Annotated in this window: 17 protein-coding genes and 2 pseudogenes; 14 read left to right on the forward strand and 5 right to left on the reverse strand. The window is 50.5% G+C overall.

Annotated elements, in window-relative coordinates; translation table 11 throughout:
- Window positions 1-235 precede the first annotated feature (235 nt).
- The 5 genes from RT120_RS04510 to RT120_RS04530 are packed head-to-tail and all read left to right on the forward strand — an operon-like array spanning window position 236 to window position 8032.
- A complete protein-coding gene (locus RT120_RS04510) occupies window positions 236-3271 on the forward strand; it encodes a hypothetical protein (RefSeq protein WP_312979961.1) in 3036 nt (1011 codons plus the stop codon).
- 25 nt (window positions 3272-3296) lie between these two features.
- Window positions 3297-3926, forward strand: a complete 630-nt coding sequence (locus RT120_RS04515; protein ID WP_312979964.1) for a hypothetical protein — start codon at window positions 3297-3299, stop codon at window positions 3924-3926.
- A gap of 16 nt (window positions 3927-3942) precedes the next feature.
- On the forward strand, window positions 3943-4800 hold the full coding sequence (locus RT120_RS04520) for a hypothetical protein (RefSeq protein ID WP_312979966.1): 858 nt from the start codon (window positions 3943-3945) through the stop codon (window positions 4798-4800).
- Between the two features lie 15 nt (window positions 4801-4815).
- Complete coding sequence (locus RT120_RS04525) at window positions 4816-5415, forward strand: hypothetical protein (protein ID WP_312979969.1); 600 nt, start codon at window positions 4816-4818, stop codon at window positions 5413-5415.
- 34 nt (window positions 5416-5449) lie between these two features.
- Window positions 5450-8032 (forward strand): hypothetical protein, encoded by a 2583-nt coding sequence (locus tag RT120_RS04530; protein WP_312979971.1) that lies wholly within the window; start codon window positions 5450-5452, stop codon window positions 8030-8032.
- 133 nt (window positions 8033-8165) lie between these two features.
- Here RT120_RS04530 and RT120_RS04535 read toward each other — a convergent pair whose 3' ends face one another.
- Complete coding sequence (locus tag RT120_RS04535) at window positions 8166-8276, reverse strand: DUF5431 family protein (RefSeq protein ID WP_312980396.1); 111 nt, start codon at window positions 8274-8276, stop codon at window positions 8166-8168.
- Window positions 8225-8434: pseudogene (locus tag RT120_RS04540) on the reverse strand (Hok/Gef family protein); the annotation flags it as partial. The pseudogene RT120_RS04540 and the gene RT120_RS04535, both read right to left, overlap by 52 nt.
- 333 nt (window positions 8435-8767) lie before the next feature.
- Here RT120_RS04540 and vapB point away from each other — a divergent pair.
- The 4 genes from vapB (at window position 8768) to RT120_RS04560 (ending at window position 12693) form a co-directional block, all read left to right on the forward strand.
- Window positions 8768-8998 carry a type II toxin-antitoxin system VapB family antitoxin gene (gene vapB, locus RT120_RS04545; RefSeq protein WP_021314452.1) on the forward strand — a complete coding sequence of 77 codons (231 nt, stop codon included), beginning with the start codon at window positions 8768-8770 and terminating at the stop codon, window positions 8996-8998.
- Window positions 8995-9411, forward strand: coding sequence for a type II toxin-antitoxin system VapC family toxin (locus tag RT120_RS04550; RefSeq protein WP_312979975.1), 417 nt, complete (start codon window positions 8995-8997; stop codon window positions 9409-9411). Before vapB ends, RT120_RS04550 begins: the two co-directional genes overlap by 4 nt.
- Window positions 9412-9504: 93 nt before the next feature.
- The gene (locus tag RT120_RS04555; RefSeq protein ID WP_312979977.1) at window positions 9505-10665 is read left to right on the forward strand and encodes an IS30 family transposase; all 1161 of its coding nucleotides are present in this window, start codon (window positions 9505-9507) and stop codon (window positions 10663-10665) included.
- 546 nt (window positions 10666-11211) lie between these two features.
- Entirely contained in the window at window positions 11212-12693 is a 1482-nt protein-coding gene (locus tag RT120_RS04560) for an SAVED domain-containing protein (protein WP_312979979.1), read from the forward strand.
- Window positions 12694-12821: 128 nt separating this feature from the next.
- Here the strand turns inward: RT120_RS04560 and RT120_RS04565 are convergent, their stop codons facing one another.
- Window positions 12822-13031, reverse strand: a complete 210-nt coding sequence (locus tag RT120_RS04565) for a DeoR family transcriptional regulator (RefSeq protein WP_312979982.1) — start codon at window positions 13029-13031, stop codon at window positions 12822-12824.
- Between the two features lie 283 nt (window positions 13032-13314).
- Here RT120_RS04565 and RT120_RS04570 point away from each other — a divergent pair, with 283 nt between their 5' ends.
- From RT120_RS04570 to RT120_RS04590, 5 genes are all read left to right on the forward strand, one after another.
- On the forward strand, window positions 13315-13752 hold the full coding sequence (locus RT120_RS04570; protein WP_262799088.1) for a diadenylate cyclase: 438 nt from the start codon (window positions 13315-13317) through the stop codon (window positions 13750-13752).
- Window positions 13749-14351 (forward strand): hypothetical protein, encoded by a 603-nt coding sequence (locus RT120_RS04575; protein ID WP_312979992.1) that lies wholly within the window; start codon window positions 13749-13751, stop codon window positions 14349-14351. The genes RT120_RS04570 and RT120_RS04575 overlap by 4 nt, the downstream gene beginning before the upstream one ends.
- A 356-nt stretch (window positions 14352-14707) precedes the next feature.
- Complete coding sequence (locus RT120_RS04580) at window positions 14708-15913, forward strand: nucleotidyltransferase (RefSeq protein ID WP_312979996.1); 1206 nt, start codon at window positions 14708-14710, stop codon at window positions 15911-15913.
- The gene (locus RT120_RS04585) at window positions 15910-17628 is read left to right on the forward strand and encodes a ThiF family adenylyltransferase (protein ID WP_312979999.1); all 1719 of its coding nucleotides are present in this window, start codon (window positions 15910-15912) and stop codon (window positions 17626-17628) included. Before RT120_RS04580 ends, RT120_RS04585 begins: the two co-directional genes overlap by 4 nt.
- Window positions 17615-18082 (forward strand): Mov34/MPN/PAD-1 family protein, encoded by a 468-nt coding sequence (locus RT120_RS04590; protein ID WP_312980002.1) that lies wholly within the window; start codon window positions 17615-17617, stop codon window positions 18080-18082. Before RT120_RS04585 ends, RT120_RS04590 begins: the two co-directional genes overlap by 14 nt.
- A 175-nt stretch (window positions 18083-18257) precedes the next feature.
- Here RT120_RS04590 and RT120_RS04595 read toward each other — a convergent pair.
- Together RT120_RS04595 and RT120_RS04600 are read right to left on the reverse strand one after the other, a co-directional pair.
- Window positions 18258-18359: pseudogene (locus RT120_RS04595) on the reverse strand (IS5/IS1182 family transposase); the annotation flags it as partial.
- Between the two features lie 252 nt (window positions 18360-18611).
- Window positions 18612-19936 (reverse strand): IS3 family transposase gene (locus RT120_RS04600; RefSeq protein ID WP_409515022.1). Its coding sequence is split into 2 segments (ribosomal slippage): window positions 18612-19498 and window positions 19498-19936, totalling 1326 coding nucleotides; the frame shifts between segments, so codons are not numbered across the junction.
- Between the last annotated feature and the right edge of the window lie 174 nt (window positions 19937-20110).

Genomic DNA, 20110 nt, shown 5'->3' on the forward strand with positions numbered 1-20110 from the left:
GCGCCGGGACGTTGAACATTGACGCTGCGCGGTTTGCGGGCGCTCTCCGCTTTTTGTGCGATTTTACTGGAGTTTTTCTGTCGCGAGCCGACGTTAATAATGCGACCGACGCGTAATCCCTGGAATTGGTAACTCGCTTTTTATTCGGATTAACGCCAGGGTAGTGAATGCCTGCGATGACAACGAATTAAACACACAGGCGCTGTTGACTCATTTTGGGATGGACCCGTTACGCATGACTGACAAGCACACCACCATTACGGAGCTTCAGGCGCGTTTTCGCCTGAGCGAATTAAACGTAGGCCACTGGAACCGCATCCACTTTCAGCTCGCTCCCGAGTCTGTGCTGGAGGATGAGCGCCTCACCGAATACCGTTTTTACCGCATTGAAGAGATGACCGATGAAAAGGCCGCGGTTCACCGCCTGGCCATGAGCAATGTGATCGCCAATATGAGCGATTCACGTGCGACGCTGCTGTATATGCTGCTCAGCGACGGCGAGGGTATTCATTTTTATATCGGCGTGGCGAGCAACGATAACGGCGTGGTCCACGATATCGGCATTAAACTCGAGCGGGCTTTCAGCAGTAATTTACTCGGCGCGAAGCTGGCGGCGGTTAAACCCCAGGACATCACCCCGATAACCTCGCTGTTATCGATGAAGCGGCTCGGCGTGGTGACGGGCGTCCCGTCGCTGAATGAAGAAGAAACCCGGCTGGGGGATGAAGAGTTTCAGGGCGTCGAGCGCCTGGTGAACGGCCTGGCGGGGGAAAGCTGGCGAATGATTATCGCCTGCAAACCGGGTAGCGCAGAGGAAGTGGAGCAGATCATTGAGCAAATTTACGACCTGTCGACCCAGCTCTCCTCGCAAATGAAATATTCGGTGCAGATCTCGCAAAACCAGAGTGAACAACATACCCGCAGCACCGGTCAGAACGTCGCCAAAACCAGCGGAACCAGTATCACCTTTACACACGGCGAGGGAGACAGCCGCGCTAAAAGCGTCGGCGTTAATGAAAACCACGGCTCCAGTAAAGGCACCAGCTCCAGCTACGATAATAAAGGCACCAATCACAGTAAAGGTACCAGTAGCGGCACGACCACCACCTCGTCGACCAACAAATCCCAGGCCACAGGAACCAGCGACTCGCAAAGCGTCGGCAGCAATGAAAGCACCAGCGACGCCACCACCTCCGGCGATGGCCAGGCAGTAACCCGCGAGGAAATCAACAAAGGCTACGAAGAGTTGCTGAAGCATTTAGGCGAGACGCAAATTTCACGCTTTCGCCAGGGCAACAGCAAAGGGATGTTTAAAACCTCACTGTTTCTGGCCGCCAATACAAACGCAGTGTATGAACGGCTGAGCGCCAGCGTGCGGTCAATTTTCCAGGGCAATAACCCAACCCTGACGCCGTTGCGTGTGCACCGTTTGCAGCACGGCGCGGCGCATCTCGGGCAACTGCTGCAACTGGCCGATGCGGCGACCGGCGCGGAACATCCTTACAGCGAAGCCATTTACTCACTGGTCAGCGCCAGACACGGGCGCACTCAGTGTTCGACCTGGTTGAACAGCCAGGAAATTTCCCTGCTGATGGGCTTGCCGGATAAAGAGCTGGCGGGGCTGAAAATCCGTAAATGCGTCGATTTCGCGCTTAATCCACCTACCCTTGCTGAGCAACAACAACTGACGCTCGGCCAGGTGATCCAGCATGGACAGACCCTGGCGTTTAAACCGCTGACGCTGGATAAATCCGAGCTGAATAAACACATTTTTATTACTGGCGTCACCGGCTCCGGCAAAACCACCAGTTGCATGAAACTCCTGCTGGAGTCCGGGCTGCCGTTTCTGGTGATTGAACCCGCCAAGACCGAGTACCGCGAGCTGTACCAGAAAAATCCCGACGTGGAGTATTACTGCCTGGGCCGGGAAGACATCACGCCGTTTCGCCTGAACCCGTTTGAACTGGTGTCGTCAAAAGAGACGCTCACCGGGCATATCGATATCCTGAAAAACGCCCTCAATGCGGTATTCCCCATGGAGGCGGCGATGCCGATGATCGTGGCGGAGGCGATTATTCAGGCCTATGAGCGCAAAGGCTGGGATATCTTCAGCAACCAAAACCTGTTGATTGATGAACCGTTCGCCCTGAACAGCGGCGCGTGGCCTAATTTCAGCGATATGATCCGCGAACTGGATTCAGTTATCGAATCCAAAGGCATGGGCAAGGAGTTTGAGGAGAAATACCGCGGCTCGTTGGTGGCGCGGCTTACCGATCTCACTAAGGGCACCAAAAGCCGCATGCTCAACGCCCGCCATTCTATTGATTTCGATGCGCTGCTGGATAAAAAAGTGGTTTTCGAACTTGATGAAATCAAGGATGAGAACGACAAATCCCTGCTGATGGCGCTGATTGTCACTCGCCTCGCGGAAACCATTAAACAGCGTTATTTGCGCGAGCCAGGCTACCGCCATTTAACGCTGATTGAAGAAGCGCACCGCCTGCTGGCGAAGCCGGAGCCGGGCGAAGGCGGCAGTAAAAAACTCGGCGTAGAGATGTTCAGCAACCTGTTGGCCGAGGTGCGTAAATATGGCGAAGGTTTGATCATCGCCGATCAAATCCCCAACAAACTGATCCCGGACGTCATCAAAAATACCAATACCAAAATCGTTCACCGGCTGTTTTCTGCAGACGATCGTGACGTCATTGGCGACACCATGTCGTTAAGCGATGAGCAGAAAAACTTCCTGCCGTCGCTCCAGACGGGCCAGGCGGTAATTTACGGCGGTGGCTGGCACGGCGCGGTGCTCACGCAGATCAAACCCAACGCCAATACCACCGGGCAGCCGATAGATGAACGCCTCATCGCTGACCGGGGTCTTCAGCAATGGTGGCCGCAACGCGCCCGGCTGTTCCCACAGCTCGCGGCGCATACCGACTTTGGCGATCCGCAGGCGTTTATCGCTTATAGCCAGCAGCTCGGCAACCTGTCGCGGCTGATGACGCTGGCACGGCAACTGCCGCCGGGCGCGTCGCTGAATAAACAGCTGGTACGCATCGTCGGGCAGCTTCAGGCGCTTAATGCCTGCGAGCCCGATTTAACTCAGGCGATGGTGGCCTGGGCGCTGGATAACACCGATCTTCCCCCGCACGCCGTGCAAGAAAAAATGCCGCGCCGGCTGGCTGAGCTGTTGAAATTTATCGGTATCGCGCCAGAAGCGCTGGATTTCGACGCGTTAGCCGCCCGGGTTAACGATATGACCAAAAAATAGTGTTTTTACATAACAAGGAGTGACTATGGGATTTTTAAGTTCAATCGGTTCGGCGCTGTCGAGCATCGGCAGTTTTGTGGCGAGCGTCGCCAGCACGGTGCTGAAAATTGCGACCACGCCTGAAATCGTGCGCGCGATAAGCGCCGTGGTGCAGGTCATCGGGATCGCGCTGGATATTCTTCGCCCGGATCAGTCCCCGGAGAAACACGGCGAAAAAGTGCTGGCTGCCGCAGAAATGGGGATTACGCCGGACGCGTTCGCGACGTTCGATGAATATTCTCAGGCGATTAAAAACTTTGAGGTGAAGCCGGGCCTGGAAGGCAAATGGAGTAAAGAACAGAAAATCGCCGCCAGCGCGGGCGTGATTGCCCAGGGCCTGACCGAATACAAATCCTTCAGCATGGATTCGGCGATTAGCCTGATCGTGCTGGTGGCGCAAAAGCCGGAGTTTTTTACCGCCGAGCGCGTCCTTAACCTGATGGGCAAAACCAACGACTTTACCCTGATCCGCGATTATCTCGATGACGAGCTGGATCTGTATGACAGCGAGCGCGTGGAGGCCTGGCTGGCCTCTGCCGAAGCCGATATGCCGGACGGCCTGTCCCGGGAAGAGATCGTCGCCAGCCTGCGCGCCCAGCGCGCTGATGCCGAATAACGCCGGGACTGAATTGATGAGCCATTACGCTATTTTTCTCGACCAGCAACGCTTTAGCTGTTTTTGCCGCACTCCGGAAGGCTGGGACGTTTATCCGCTCAAAGGCGAAGAGAGCCTCGATTGTGCCCGGCCTGCCCAACTGGTGGACGCGCTGGGTGAACTGACCGAACGTCTGGAATGGAGCCCGGCGGAGCAGATTGTGGTGCTGTACCAGCCGCAATACCAGCCGTGGCTGCCACAGTTGCTTGATGCCGTAGCGAACATCCCGGTGATGGTGTTGCCGCTCGGTCCGTGGCTTACCAGCGCCGCAGCCTGCGATCCGTTGAGCAAAGCGCCGGAACAGATTTGCCATCACCTGTTGCCGCTGTTGTGGAAACAGCTGGTTAATCATGACGCGCCGGTTAAATCCCACCAGCTTGAGGCGGCCTCCCGGACTCAGGAAGCCCTGGTACAGCAGCTCCAGCAGGAGCAGCAGGAAAACCTGGCGCTGAAAGAGGCGTTAAAAACCTGCCAGCAGAAACTTGAGCAACAGCAGGCAAGCTGGAATAAAGAGCGCGCCCGCTATGAAGCCAATCTGCTGCACGCTGACGAACTGGATGAGGCCGCCATCGCCCAGTTTATGCCGCTGTTCTTCGCGCACTTCTGGCAAAAAGTCAGCCCAAGCGATATGGCGATGCTGCTGGGCAGCCTGACACTACCCGGTATCTCAAGCCCCTGGCCGGAACCCAACAAAAGCGCGCTGGCAATTAAAAAGCGCAGCTTTCAACAAAGCCCGTTCCGCCATCGGCAGCAAATCAACGCCATGGTGCGCAAATTTGTTGAGGTGGGTTATTTGACGGTGCGCCCGGAAATGGAACCGTTACTGGAAGAGTAAGAGAGCCGACGCCCCATGACATCGCCCTTTGAAGATTTACACACCGATCCTGAATTTCGTGCCTGGCTCGCCGGGCTTATCGGTGACGAAGTGCAACAGCAGTTGCAGCACGCCTGGCGTCAGTTGAGTGAGACATCGCCAGAGACCCTGCCCGCCGCGCCGCCGATAAACGAGCCCGCGCCGGAGCCGATATCTGACGCCCTGCAACCGCTGCGGGGCATCATCGCGATAGTGAAAAACGATCCCGAGCTCCAGGAGAAATGGCTACGCCGCCCACTCCCCGACGACGAAACCGAGCAGTTCCAGCAGGTGATCGTCATCGCCAGCCACTGGGATCGCATCGAACGCCTGTGGGACGTGCTCTCCGAACGGGCGAAATCCCGCGCCGCGCCGGTTAACGACGCTGAACAACAACTCCTGGATTACGCCCTTTCGCTGCATAACCGGCTGTGGATCGACCGGCTGGCGGAACTCGAAACCGTGGCCGCCGCCAGTGCGTATAACTATGAAATCCATAACGGCGTCGGCCAGGGCGACACCATCGCCGCGCTTTGGCTGCCTGGGCTGATTAATAGCGCGGGCAAGCGGGTTCGTAAGCCGCTGGTGCAGTTGTAGTAATCAGATAAAGACGGATACGAAGAGAAGAAACATGCTGGAAAAACTACAAGAACGCGCCTGGCTCGGGCTGGTTGATACCTTCTGGACAGAGCTAAAAAGCAAAGAGACGTTTGGCATACTCGTTGATGGCGAGCAGATGAAATGGCTGGTGCAGGCGAAGGACGATCGGCTGCTGCTCTGGACGCATGATAATCGCTACTACCCGCCGGGGCTGGTCGAGGAGAACCAGGCGTTCTGCAGTGAGTTGCGCTGGCTGGGGCTCAAAGGCTGGCGCGTGCCGACCCGCAACGAAATGCTGCTGTTTGCCAAAAACCGTAAAAACCCGCTGCGCCAGGGCGACAAGAATCGCCTGCGCGATAAATACGCGTTTAACGTCGTGGAAGGGTTTATCGATCTTGATGGTAATAACCCTCCCGCTAATCCGGGGCATCAATTTCCCTCCATTCCCTGCGCATCCGTCACGAAACAGGTGTTCGCGGATATTCTGATCGATATGCCGGTCAGGTTGAGTTCACTTAGCGAGCCTGGCCGCAACTGGCTGGATGGGTGGGAAGATCATCTGAATACCACGCTGGTGGAACTGGATTACCAGGTAAACCGCCTGCCGAAAATCGATCCCCTCACCTTTACCGATATCAATAAAGGGATGTGGGAAATGTGGGGGCAGGACGCCAATGCCCTTGAAGCCCTGAACATTCGTCCGCGCGATCCGGCGCGGGATATCCGCCCCGGCTGCGTTGCCATCGATTTCGGCACCAGCAGCACCGTGGTGGCTTATGAAACCGAAAACGGCCGCAAAGAATTAATGCGCATCGGTGTGCGTGATTTCTATGAGCGCATCGAACCGCATCATTTTGAAAACCCGACGGTGTTGGAAATCATCGATTTGCAGGCATTGTTAAGCGAATGGACCGACGAGGCCTACCGTCCCGGCGTGCGCTGGGAAATGGTGCACTGTTCTCACGAGGCACAGGCGAAACTGCGCGATAACCAGAGCGATATCTATACCGTCAGCAGTATTTTAACCCGGCTGAAACAGTGGGCGCTGCGCCAGTCCAGCGATCATCAGGTGGTCTTTACCGACCAGCAGCAGTGCGAACACACGCTCGCGCCGCTCACCCAAAATAACCCGACGCGCGGAGAGTGGCTGGACGTTAGCGGTGATTATCCCTTCGATCCCATTGAGCTTTACGCCTGGTTTTTAGGTATGACCATCAACTGGCGCGGGCGCGGGATCTCGCTGGAATATTTCATGACCTTTCCGGTGGAGTATCCGCGCGAGGTAAAAGAAAAAATTCTCGCCAGCTTTAAACGTGGATTGCAGCGCAGCCTGCCGCCAACGCTGGTGGCGCAGCCGGAGTTTCTTAACGCGTTTAGCGTCGAAGAGTTAGCCAGCGAGCCCGCCGCCTATGCCGTGTGCGCGCTGGATGCCCTGGCTATCCAACCCGGCGAACAGGGTGCCGCCTATGCAGTTTTTGATTTTGGCGGCGGTACTACCGATTTTGATTTCGGCTACTACCGCCACCCTTCAGAAGACGAGGAGGACGAGGGCTTCGAGCGGGTATTTGAGCATTTCGCCCCGGCGGGGGACAAATTTTTGGGCGGCGAAAATCTGCTGGAAAATATGGCCTATCGGGTTTTTCGTAATAACCTCGATTTGTGCCAGAAATACCAAATCGCCTTTACCCGGCCGCTGGATGCCGATCCGTTCCCGGGTTCGGAAATTTATCTTGAGAAAACCCAGGCGGCCTACAGCAATACTATGTTGCTGATCAGCGAGCTGCGTCCATTCTGGGAAACACCCTGTACCGCCGAGCCGGATATTGAAGATAAAACCTGCACGGTGGACCTGTTCAACCGGGCGGGAGAAAAAGTCAGCTGCGACTTCGTGATCCCGTATGGCGAACTGGCGGAATATCTTGAGCAACGCATCGCCCTGGGTATTGATAAGTTTATCGCCGCACTCGGCCAGGCATTTATCCCCTTGCCGGAGCAGATACATATCCTGCTGGCGGGCAATTCCAGCCGTTCGCTGTGGATCTCTCGCCTGTGGGGCCTGGCCGATGAGGGTGAAAATGCGCTGATATTCACCAGAATGGCCGACCGTTTTGGCAACGATACCCCTACGCTGCATATTCATGCGCCGCTCAGCAGCAACCCTGACGCCCCCTATCAGCCGACCGCCAAAACCGGCGTGGCGCTCGGGCTGCTGGATTTGCGTCCTGGTGGCGTCACTAAAGTGATTAACCATACGCGGCAGCAGAGCATGGGCGAAGCCGGATTCGCCTTTAACGTGGGCCGCGCCCGAGCCGGATCGTTCCTGGTGGGCTTAGCCATGAATAGCCGCTATGAAGAGTGGTTTGAACTGGGCCCACAGCGGGAGGGGATTTTCGAATTGCTATATACCCAGTCGCCGCTGGCGCAACAGGGCACGCTGTCCTCCGTTGATAGCGAAGTAAAACGCATGCGCTTACGCCTGGCGGTGAATCAGAAAGGGCATCGGGTATTTGCCAAAGCCACTGCGCCACACCAGATAAGCCTGGTCACGGCGGCAAATGCAGACGAACTGGCGGAAAATCGAACCGATAACCATCAGGTGCTGGAGTTGAAATAATCTGAATTTCCCGTATCGCTTTTAAAGAAAAGGGCTGCCAGCGAAACACTGACAGCCCTGTTAAAAGACGCTGTTGGCATGCCTGACCACACCAGCCTGAAAAGGCGGGGTTTCCCCCGCCTCCAGGTGCTACTTACCAGATTCGTAAGCCAGTAACGCAGCGACCTCCCTGCTTCCGTCTTTCACCCTCAGTTCGCAGAGCGAACTTCGCGTCAGATACGTGAATATCAATAGTGTCAAACACACCATAAATACACACCAGATCAGGGCGTTTCGCGGCAGTTTCATGCTTTCTTCTCCTTGTCTTGCGACAGGTAAGAGGCTATCCTGATGTTGTTCATGCATGCAGGTAGCCTCGTTGGTGTACTGCCCCCCAAAAGTTGGACAGAATAATCGAGGCATCTCAGAAAGAGTCCATGGAATACATGGGCTCTTTTTTGTTTCCTGCAAAAGCTAAATAAACTCTTCCACAGCCAAATTATCCATTCAGCTGCTTCTTACTCCTTGCATTTCGATGTTTCTGCAACCATCTGTACTGCGCCAGTTAATTGAGCAAGATCCGATTCTGGTTATTCAGATCTGAGGTGAAGAAAAGATTAATTGAGGTATGTAGGGCATTTTTGCATGCACCGCTTGTGCACTTCTATCACTCCGAAGTAGTCACATCTATACATATGCTCAACATCTGCCTATACTCGGCATATGCTTTAAAGCTAACCTATCAGGAGAAATACTATGAGAACCGTATCGATATTCAAAAACGGCAACAATCGCGCCATCCGTCTGCCCCGCGACCTGGATTTTGAGGGAGTGAGCGAACTGGAGATCGTCCGGGAAGGTGACAGCATCATCCTTCGTCCCGTTCGCCCAACATGGGGTTCGTTTACTCAGCTCGAAAAAGCCGATTCGGACTTTATGGCCGAGCGTGGGGACGTCGTCAGCGATGAAGGACGGTTTGACCTGTGATCAAGACCTATATGCTGGACACCAACATTTGCTCGTTCATCATGCGTGAGCAGCCGGAAACTGTCATTAAACGGCTGGAGCAGGCAGTGCTGCGTAATCACCGCATCGTGGTTTCGGCCATTACTTATGCCGAGATGCGTTTCGGTGCGATCGGAAAGAAGGCATCCCCCCGCCACGGCCTGCTCGTCGAAGCTTTCTGCGCCCGTCTCGATGCAATCCTCCCCTGGGACCGCGCCGCGGTGGACGCAACCACGGAGATTAAGGCCGCACTGACTGCGGCCGGGACGCCAATCGGTCCAAACGACACGGCGATTGCCGGGCATGCTATCGCCGCTGGCGCCGTACTGGTAACGAACAACGTGCGAGAGTTTGAGCGTGTGCCCGGACTGGTTCTGGAAAACTGGGCTAACTGACGGCAGAACGGATCTTGAAAGCAGTAAGGTCCGCTTCGTGCTGTGAGTTCAACGGGTCGATGCAACGCTATCCTTAATCAAGGGGGTGTTGCCATGAAACGAAGAACGCGTATTAACTACACGCCAGAACAGAAAGCGATTATCTGGGACAGGTATAAGCAAGGTGATTCCCTGCATGATATCGCCAGAATGTTCGACAGATATCATTCTTCTATTATGCCCACTATCCACCAGACTGGTGGATATCGTCCCCCTGTCCGAAAGCGACATCCGTTGGCTCTTTCACTTGATGAAAGAGAGGAAATATCCAGAGCGCTGGTAGCAAAAATCAGCATCAGAGCGATCGCAAACAAACTATCGAGAGCACCCTCAACGATTAGCCGCGAGATCAAGAGGCACGGTGGTGCAAAACAATACCGTGCATCAAAAGCTGATACTGCTGCGTGGGAAAATGCTCTGAGACCAAAACCTTGCAAGCTAATTGAAAGATCCGCACTGTGTAAAATTATCGCAGAGAAGATGCATCAGGACTGGTCGCCGGAACAAATCACCGGTTGGCTGAAACGCTGTTATCCGGATAATCAGGAAATGCATGTGTCACACGAAACGATATATAAAACGCTTTTTATACAAACCCGGGGTGCATTAAAAAAAGAGCTGCAGCAATGCCTCAGAAGCGGGAGAGTCGTGCGTAGATCCAGAGCATCATCGCTTAAAGGGAAAGGACTAGGGTCAATCCCGGATACAATCTCTATCAGCGAAAGGCCGCCTGAAGCCGCTGACAGAGCCATACCGGGTCACTGGGAAGGTGACCTGATCCAGGGTTCTAAAAACTCCTATATCGTCACCCTCGTAGAACGTCATTCCCGTTTTGTTGTGCTGGCCAAGATCAGGGACAACAAGACCATAACGGTTATATCTGCACTTATCAAACAAGCCCGGGAATTACCTACAGAGCTTTATAAAACATTAACATGGGACCGGGGCGCTGAAATGACCAGTCACACCCGGTTTACTGTAGCCACAGATATTCAGGTTTACTTCTGCGATCCTCAATCCCCCTGGCAACGCGGCTCCAATGAAAATACGAACAGATTGCTCAGACAGTATTTTCCAAAAGGAACTGACTTATCGGTTCACAGCCAGCAAAGACTAAACAGTGTTGCCAGGCAGCTCAACGAGAGGCCAAGAAAAACGCTAGACTATGAATCACCCGCAGAGCGTTTTAACCAATGTGTTGCATCCATCGGTTGAACTCACAGCCAAAAGCGGAAGTAGCTAACAACACTTAGTGTTGATTAACGGTGAGCAGGTCAAAAGTACTTAATCTAGCGGCACTCATCCGAGTGCATCCATGACACAATCCATCGTTCTAGACAAGTTCGGCGGATCTGGACGCAAAGGTGGAAGACGCTACATCACCAACTCTTTACGACTCAGTCTATGTTTTACGCTCAGGCTGATATCTGCAAATAATTGGTATGTCCGTTTAGACAGTTCTGTTTCACAGTTCGCATTATCAGGTCGTGATTGGGGCCGCTTTCGTCGAAGCAGCAAGGGCTCCGCATAGGTCGTTTGTTGGCACTGATTACAAGCCTGCTGAAAAATCGCACATTGCCATTGAATTCTTACTTTTTACCCATATCTGTATGTTGTTCAATTTAGAACTTAGTCATGGATTAGGACGATACAATGTCTTTAGGCTCATCAACCTCCACATGCAGCACTACGACTACAAGTAATTTTAGTGACGATAACTTGGCCGTCTGGCTCAATAGATGTCTGGCACAAAAGCATCGAGTGGCATACGTCACTGCGGGGTATCTCTGCAAGTTGGTTGATCTTGATGAGGTAGGGCTCGCATTTCACCTTGCTGATCCTGGACCGAAAGCAAAAGTAAGTCTGAAAAAGCTAGTCCCAAAATGCTTGCTATATAGTCTAGATATGGGGCTTGAAGCCCTCCTTTCTGCCCAGACCGCTGACAGTTCTTGGACATTTACGCCTGTAAAGAGTAAGGACGCAGTGGATATTTTCATCGCTGCCCGTGATGGGCTACTCGGAAGAACTAAAGGTCGGGGGCAAGAGATCTCAGAGAAAACGGCGCAAAAAGTTTGGGCTGATGCGGGTGCAAGATGCATGTTTGAAGGCTGTGCGCATGATCTGTCAGAGATTGCCTTATGGACCCAAGCTGCCCGAGTTGGATATCTGGCACATATCGTCGCATCGGATCCCGAGGGGCCTAGGGGGAGTCAGGTTGATTCACACCGTCTTGCCAATGTTGCCGAAAACATCATGTTGATGTGTGATGAGCACCATCGCCTGATTGATTCTTTTGCACCTCAGTATTACACCGCCGAAATTCTGAATGAAATGCGCCGGTCTCACCGTGATATTGTACGAAATTATCTGGACTCATTAGCATTTCAGCGCACAAAAGCAGTGACTTTGCATGCAAACCTAGCAAACGTGCCGACCTACTTTCACGACTCTGAGCTGATTGAAGCCATTGTGGCGACCAGACGAGCCATGGAACCAGGTGTTGTCCATTATATGCGACGAAAATCACAGCGAGACGACCGTCATCTACCTGAGTTTTGGTATCAATATTTGCGTGAGCATGAGCATCATATTCGAGAGCTCGTTACTGGATTTAATTCCAGTAACGGTTTGAGCACCGAAAACCTTGCCATCTTCCCTTTGCACCATGTCCCTACCTTGGTTTTGGCCGGTCGAGTGATGGGTGAAGCGCAGGCTATTCAAGTTTTCCAGTACGACAGGGGCCGAAAGACCTGGGCGTGGGACTCAAAGGCTAATGCTCATCCAGCAGGTACTTTTAGAGTTAGTCCTCTGCCTCCGACGCGCACAGACGAAGTTTTTATAACACTTGAGCTGTCGGCCAGTCTTGATGAAGATTCACTGTCTCCTGAATTCAGAGGCGAAGTCGACTCCGGCAAAATCCCTTGGATTCGCGTCACTACCTCAGAGACAGGAGCAGGCTGTATTGGGTGTCCGGAGGATCTTGAACAGTTTTCGCGAGCTGCGCGAGCAGCAATTGTTCACGCTCAAGATGTGATGAGAGTTGCAAAGGTGCACCTAATCGCTATCAGCCCCGCCAGTACGGTGTTCCGTTTTGGCCAGATGTTGCAGGCAGGCAACCACCCTGAGTACGTGGTTTATGACCGCGCAGGACGGGACTACAAATTTGTTCCTGCTCTATCTATCACTGGCCATGATGTATCTGCCACTCACGGACAGAATTCCGTCAGTATTTCTCTTCGATAACGAGTCTAATGCCATGAATAAAACCAAAAGTGCTGAACTAGTGATCCACGCCGAACAAACACGTTTTGATCGATTGACGATCTCTTTTGAGTCGTATGCTGGCGTAATGGATGGCGTGGCGTCCGACTCTACAAGATCGCAGCCCGAATAGGCAGGCGGTACTGCTTTCCCTGTCGGAGCAGGTTCAGGTAAGCCAGGCGCTCAGTCAGATCGCGCCGTATTGTTTGTTCGCAAACGTTAAATTCGTCAGCAAGTCCCCTGAGGGTCAATGACTCGCCATTGTTAAGGCGCGTCAGTATCAATCCAAGTCGATATCCAAGTTTGTCGTGTCGGTCCATTCCGGCATCCAGGTTGCTGAAGCAGGAATGGGATTATGTGCAGTCGTGTGGACGGGTTAAGTCCACGTATCACAATACGAAAATAGAATAAAAAACATTAAAATCAATGCGTTGAAAGATGGTTGCAAAAGGGACACAACCTGTCCATTAATGCATATCAATAGATACTCATACTTCTACTACTGAAAACTCATGCAATTGAAAATAACTCCTTCCCTTATAAAAGAAGGTATCGGATAATGTGCATTAATCACTCACCCTAACCATAAGCATACAACAAATAATGACAAAAGAGTTACTGTATGAATTACTCCATGATATTTGGAAAATATCTATCCATAGTAATTTCACTGGGATCGGGTTAATTATTTGCAATGATACCAAAAACCTTTCTATAACAAATCTGCGGGATACAAACCCTATACAGAATGGTTCTACAATAGATTTACTTTCTGATATATCAAGTAAAGACAATAAATATCATGACGGTTTTCACATTTTAGATGAATCAGGAAATATTACACATATAGCACAATATTTCTCCCCTCAAATAATACCTAGCATTTGGTTTGACAGATCAAGGTTTGTCGGTGGACGTTTCGTTGCAGCACTCTATGGTTCTTTTATCGAAGAAATAAAATTTACAGGCATTGTAAGCGAAGGCGGGCGTCTTTCTATATTTGAGAATGGAAAGGAAACTCACTATGAGGAGTTACAATGATAAACTTAATTCCAATAGGGAAAGTTATATCCTTGATTGCTGTGGTCTATGCAGTTATATGCTGTCTGATTTTATGGATTTTATGGGTTGCATTCGATAAAAATATAAGTTTTTCCTCTGCTATATCAATTGCAACAGGGGGCTCACTACTTCTCAATGCCCTTTTATTATCACTGTTTTACTTTGGTTGGCGCCGGCTATGGAAAGCTTTGCCTATATTAAACGATCTTCTCTTCCCTGATTTAAATGGAACCTGGGATATGGTTATCCATTGGGAATGGGGAGATAAAAAAGGTACATCACGAGCTAATGCAACGATTAAGCAATCCTTTCTTAAAATTGGAATGGATGTTGAAGCTGAAGGCTCAGACTCACAGACGTTAGTGGCTAAACCTAAGAAGGATGAAGAAACTGGGAGAGCGGTTCTCTATTATGTCTTTTTAACAACTCCTAAACATAAAGCAAATTTTGACGAAGAAGCTCCGTATAGAGGAACGGCAATTCTAAAACTAAGCCTAAAAGGTAAACGCATACTTAATGGGAACTACTTCACAAGCCGTAAAACTGTTGGCCATTACGAGTTGACACGTATTGAGTAATCAGCAGTTGACGGTTCCTTGATTGTGACCACAAATCGATATGTTAGGAATAACTAAGGCATCGGTGCTGTTTTTACCAAACTGATGCTTTAATCATCAAAATTATTGGCTTCCATCATTGAATAGAACTCCGATAATTCCATATCCTACGTACGATTACGATGGTAATTTTGTAGACGAAACTTAAGCGGTTTATGCCATGGAAATGTGTTCACTGTTTGTGAGCACTTATTCTCAAAAAGAATGATCAGTGGATAAAGATAGTGAGCCAGAGCTAAGTTGGAGTTTGAGCGTAACGATATAAATAGCTTCATATTTTATGATAGAACAATGACATAATCAGGGAGGGTAGGGGCATGCCAACAAAAAATGCCGAAGATTTTCTCACCGCACTAGCCGAGGAACTTGCAATCAGTGACTCACGATACGAGCAGGCATGTCGGAGCTATAAATCACTTGGAGAATGGCTTCACCGTCCGGAGTCCGCCGTTGCCAAATACGATCCACAAGTTTACGTACAGGGTTCATTCCGACTGGGTACAGCGATTCGTCCTTTGAATGATGCTGAGGAGTACGATGTAGATTCTGTTTGCTTACTCCAAAGCCTCGGTACCAAGGATCTTACGCAGTGTAATTTAAAGACTCTGGTCGGCGATGAGATCAAAGCTTATCGTAAAGCTCAAAATATGGTTAAGCCTGTTCGTGAAGGCCGGCGCTGCTGGGTTCTGGACTATGCAGACGGCGCGCAATTTCACATGGATGTCGTCCCCTCTCTCCCTAACGCTACCCAGCAACGTATATTACTTGAGACTTATGGCTACGATCTCAAATGGTCCGAGACAGCAATGGTCATTACTGATATCGAATCTCCTGTTTACCAGGTGCTTTCTGATAATTGGCAGCGATCAAATCCCAAGGGATATGCTGAGTGGTTCAAAATGCGGATGAGGGATGTTTTTGAACAGCGGAGAAAAATGCTTGCGGAATCAATCAAAGCTAGTGTTGAGGAGATTCCTGACTACAAAGTTCGGACCCCGCTCCAATCAGCGATAATGATCTTGAAACGCCACCGTGACGGTATGTTTGAAAAGCGTTACGACGAGCGCCCTATATCGATCATTATTACTACCCTTGCCGCGCATGCTTATAATGGTGAAGTAAAGATAGCCGATGCTCTCTATTCAATCCTTTCTCAAATGGACTCGTTTATCGTACGTGATGGGGATCGTTATATCATTCGTAACCCTTCCGACCCCCTCGAAAATTTCGCGGATAAATGGCCGAATCATCCTGAGAGAAAAGATGCGTTCTACGAGTGGCTCGACCAGGCTCGGCAAGATTTTAGAGATTTAGCACATCAGATTGAAAAACGCCGCTTAGTTGAAAGCGTCCGACCTCATATGGGAGCGGTAGCAGACAGAGCTGCAACACGCCTTAGCCCTACACCAGGATCAATGTTGCAACCAGCAACAGGAGTTGCAGCTCTGGGGGTTGCTGCATCGAGCACACAGGCATTTCCAAATACTCGTCGGGAGCCAACTTCACCAAAGGGGTTTGCATGATTTGGTGGGTTGACCAGTCTATCCGTGTGCAGTCCGAACGTACCACCATTTCGGATCTGGAAGAGCGGAATACATGGCTCACTAATATAAAGTGGCATGTAGTCAGTAACTTGCGACTTGCTGCTGACTTTGATTTGCAAGTTGCAGAACGTCTAATTCCGTTAACAATTACATACCCCGAATATTTCCCTGATGTTCCTCCTTCAGTCGTTCCACGGGATGGGAAACGTTTGTCCGATCATCAATATGGAGAGGCTGGAGAACTTTGTTTACAGTTTCGCTCAGATAATTGGACTCCCGAAATCACCGGCGCAATGATGATTGAAAGTGCCTATCGTTTACTTTTATCCGAGCAGGAAACTGGGGAACCCGCTCCATCAGAACATCGAGTTCTTCCCGCTCAGCGGGCAAGAAATGCCGTATTTCGTTTCCTTTACTCCCCAAGAGTCTTTGAAGGTTTGTTGATGGTAGAAGAGGGTCAGGTGGTCGATGCGGAAATTCAAGAGCACCTTTATGCTGGTGCTTTTGCAGCTCAGCTTACACGAATTGGACCTGCAGATGATTCTATGTGGATCGCACCGAACAGGCGTGGTTACGGGGCGAGTACTGTAGCGACTAAGATTATCCGTATGCCCGAAGGCGCATCAGTCGCGTACGACAATCTTGATGAACTGGTTTCATTGCTTGAAAGCCACAACTTCGAATCTGTGCTCCCCGAATTATTACAGGTATCAGGTCCTTTAGGGCTTATTCTTTTCAATGGCACTAATCATCAGGTCTCAATGGCTTACGGTGCTTCAGACAATCGCAAGCTGGTCAACTACGACAAAATTATTGTTGATATTGACCGTGTGCGTCTTGCTCCCGAGTTTGCTCGTCTTAAAACTGCGAAAGTTGCAATAGTCGGTTGCGGATCCGTTGGGTCAAAAGTAGCCGTACATCTCGCTCGATCTGGTGTTGGGCAATTTGTACTCGTTGATGGAGATTTACTTGCTTCAGGGAATCTGGTTCGCAACGAGTTAGATTGGCGGGCCGTTGGTATGCATAAATCACAAGCACTGGCAGCCAGGCTTAAGGAAGTCAATGCCGAATGCGAAGTTATTAGCCGCACTACAGTTTTAGGTGGGCAAGAGAGTGGAGGAGCAACTTCTGCAACGATGAGATATATCGCAGAGAGCGATTTAATCATAGACGCAACCGCTGACCCGGTGGTTTTCAATCTTTGCGCATCAATTTCACGAAGGGCAAAGAAACCGATTTGCTGGGCACAAGTATTCGGCGGTGGGGCTGGGGGTATAGTCGTTCGACTACGCCCGGGTATAGATCCCACGCCACTTACCGCCAGACAGCGGATAGAAAACTGGTATTCCGAGCAGGGCATAGCCTGGCCTGAAAGCGAGATTTCGCAGCCATACTCACAACTTGATGCCTTTGGGGAACCGCTAATTGCAGATGACGCCGATGTTTCCGTTATTGCAGCGCACTTATCTCGTTATGCAGCTGATCTTCTCGCCCGCCCCAATTCGACAATTTTCCCTTATTCCGTCTACCTTATCGGAATGACTGACAGCTGGATATTCACCGCCCCATTTGACGTTAGACCAATTGATCTTGGAGAAAGTGATGGATGGGATATAGAAGTACAACCAGGAGATCCCGAGGCTTACCAGCAATTGCTAGCCGACTTGTTCCCCGGAGAAAATGATGCAGGTTGAGATCGCTGAAAATGTCAAAGGCAAGCTGCGTAAAGCCCTCAAAGCCGCTGGCGGCAGAGAAATTGGTGGTGTGATGATGGGAGAACAAATTGCTCCGGGCCATTTTCGAGTCGTTGACCTGTCGATTGATAGTCAGACTGGCGGGGAAGCTCATTTTGTTCGCGATTCAGATACACATAACGAAGCCCTAAATGCTTTTTTTCACAGAACAGGGCATCAATATGATCGATTCAACTACCTTGGAGAATGGCACTCTCACCCCCGCTTCTCAGTCACACCGAGCTCTCAGGATGTTTCCTCAATGATCGATTTAGTTGAAGGGGAAAGAGGAATTGAGTTTGCTGTATTGCTAATCGTCCGGTTGCGATGGTGGCGAAGGCTTACTCTATCTTGTACTTTATTCTGTCGAAACACTAACCATTCAGTTGTTGAAGTTTTGGAGTCATCATCTTGATCAGCTATTTTCTGCGCTCACTAATTGACTGGGTCTTCAGGAAACGGTCTGTAGGCCTAGCTCTAATGAGAATTGGAGTACCGCTCTTTGCAGTGGTTCTTACAGGATTGACTATTGGTGTGGCTTTGTTGAATAAATCAGATTTGAGACGAACCTTCCTGTAACAGCCCACTGCTCAGGCAATACGCACGCTTTCAGGCATACCTGCCTTCGTCATTTTGTTCAACGCACGCACCATGGCCATTGCCTCTGCTACCTGACCATCGTAGTCACGTAACTCAGATAGAAATTAATGAGCGGTGCCAGTAGGGGATGTTATGGTTAATTTAATGCAAACCCCAGTCGTCATAGACTAAACGTCTGCTGTTCGCTCATAGCGGACATATACCCCATTCATGTCAGCCGTTGTGCAGGCTTAAGAACTGGATGGCTTCTTTAACACCATCATCAGAAATATAAAGAGCCTGCTCAAGTTGATTACGCCTTATCATCAGTTACTTTATGGTGCTTATTAACGAAAATCACCATGTCAAATTCGTAGCGGGTAGGTCTTCAGGCGGTATTCAACCGGGCTGAGGCCGTTAAATTTCAGGCTTATTCGCCGCGTGTTGTAGTACCGAATGTAATCCTCAAGAACGACCTTAAGTTCGTCGACATCGTTAAATTTACGGGTGTAAAAGCATTCTGATTTTAACGTCCCGAAAAAGCACTCAGCGCAGGCATTATCCAGACAGTTTCCTTTGCGGGACATGCTTTGCAGAATTCCGAACTCCCGCAACTGATACTGATACCACCGATGCCGGTATTGCCAGCCCTGATCTGAGTGAAGAACTGGCGTGCTGTCTGCGTCCATTCTGGCGAATGCCTTAATCAACATATCGTCAATCATCGGCATTGTCGGGCGTTCTGAAATACTGTAGGAAATCAGTTCGTTATTGAAGAGATCGATGATTGGAGAAAGATAAAGTTTACGGCCGTTGACAGCGAACTCCGTGACGTCTGTTACCCATTTTTCATTGGGCCGGCTGGCTTTGAAGTTTCGTTGCAGGAGATTGTCAGCAGCACACCCACGTTCGCCACGCCAGGAGGTGTAGCGCTTTACTTTGATAGCTGCTTTTAGGTCAAGGCCATTCATCAGGCGTTGAACCACCTTATGGTTGATTACTCCCCCCTCTCTTCTGAGCGCCAGCGTTACCCGTCGATAGCCATAGCGGCCCTGGTTTTCATCATATATCTCGCTGATTCGACGATTTATTTCATCGTATTTTCCCGGAGACCGAAGCGCCTTGAGATGATAGTAAAACGTGCTCCGGGGTATCCGGGCGGTACTCAGCAGCTGATCAAGCGGGTAATGCTGCCTTAGTTCGTCAACAACACGAACTTTATCTCTTACCGAACTAAGGCTTTCAGCTTTTGAAGATAAAGTATCCGTAATTCAAGACGTTTGACCTTCCTTTCCAGCTCATGAATCCGTTGCTCTTTTGATCGTTCCTCTGCTGCTTCAATAAGTTCAGGGTGTTCAGCCATGTAAGATACCCTTTTTGTGCCTACCTTGAGTGAGCGAAGCCCTTCTTCACCCTGCTCTTTGTACACTTTTAACCATTTGGCGACAGATGATGCACCTGCAACATTGAATTTAGTCGCGGCCTGTGTCTGAGATATCTGACCGGATAGCACCGCTTTCACAGCTTCAATTCTGATTTCAGGATCGATGGATACGCCCTTATCTCTGGGTTTTAGTCCCTCTTCACCATAAGCATCATAGGCTGCAACCCAGATTCTCACTTGGGTTCTGGGAACGTTGAAACGGGCTGAAGTTAACCGATAGCCTTCATCGCTAGCAAGATAGTGCATAACGACTTCGAGGCGTTCTTCGAGGGTATATTTACGGCCGGGTATAGGACTCTCCAGTTTGAGAGTCCAACTAAATGGGTGCAGTGCATTGTTAATTGAAAATTACCTTCGGGGCTTTCTTCTTTCTGCCTCACAACACCACTTCACTACCCTGCATTTATGAGGCAAAAAGCC

The organism is Atlantibacter sp., from assembly GCF_032062175.1.
Lineage (GTDB): Bacteria > Pseudomonadota > Gammaproteobacteria > Enterobacterales > Enterobacteriaceae > Atlantibacter.

What these genes read in the sequence shown, in the direction of transcription:
- RT120_RS04510 (WP_312979961.1), top strand. Translation starts at nt 236, where the DNA reads ATGACTGACAAGCACACCACCATTACGGAGCTTCAGGCGCGTTTTCGC.
- RT120_RS04590 (WP_312980002.1), top strand. Translation starts at nt 17,615, where the DNA reads ATGATGCAGGTTGAGATCGCTGAAAATGTCAAAGGCAAGCTGCGTAAA.
- RT120_RS04515 (WP_312979964.1), top strand. Translation starts at nt 3,297, where the DNA reads ATGGGATTTTTAAGTTCAATCGGTTCGGCGCTGTCGAGCATCGGCAGT.
- RT120_RS04530 (WP_312979971.1), top strand. Translation starts at nt 5,450, where the DNA reads ATGCTGGAAAAACTACAAGAACGCGCCTGGCTCGGGCTGGTTGATACC.
- RT120_RS04580 (WP_312979996.1), top strand. Translation starts at nt 14,708, where the DNA reads ATGCCAACAAAAAATGCCGAAGATTTTCTCACCGCACTAGCCGAGGAA.
- vapB (WP_021314452.1), top strand. Translation starts at nt 8,768, where the DNA reads ATGAGAACCGTATCGATATTCAAAAACGGCAACAATCGCGCCATCCGT.
- RT120_RS04525 (WP_312979969.1), top strand. Translation starts at nt 4,816, where the DNA reads ATGACATCGCCCTTTGAAGATTTACACACCGATCCTGAATTTCGTGCC.
- RT120_RS04555 (WP_312979977.1), top strand. Translation starts at nt 9,505, where the DNA reads ATGAAACGAAGAACGCGTATTAACTACACGCCAGAACAGAAAGCGATT.
- RT120_RS04520 (WP_312979966.1), top strand. Translation starts at nt 3,943, where the DNA reads ATGAGCCATTACGCTATTTTTCTCGACCAGCAACGCTTTAGCTGTTTT.
- RT120_RS04570 (WP_262799088.1), top strand. Translation starts at nt 13,315, where the DNA reads ATGACAAAAGAGTTACTGTATGAATTACTCCATGATATTTGGAAAATA.
- RT120_RS04585 (WP_312979999.1), top strand. Translation starts at nt 15,910, where the DNA reads ATGATTTGGTGGGTTGACCAGTCTATCCGTGTGCAGTCCGAACGTACC.
- RT120_RS04565 (WP_312979982.1), bottom strand. Translation starts at nt 13,031, where the DNA reads ATGGACCGACACGACAAACTTGGATATCGACTTGGATTGATACTGACG.
- RT120_RS04575 (WP_312979992.1), top strand. Translation starts at nt 13,749, where the DNA reads ATGATAAACTTAATTCCAATAGGGAAAGTTATATCCTTGATTGCTGTG.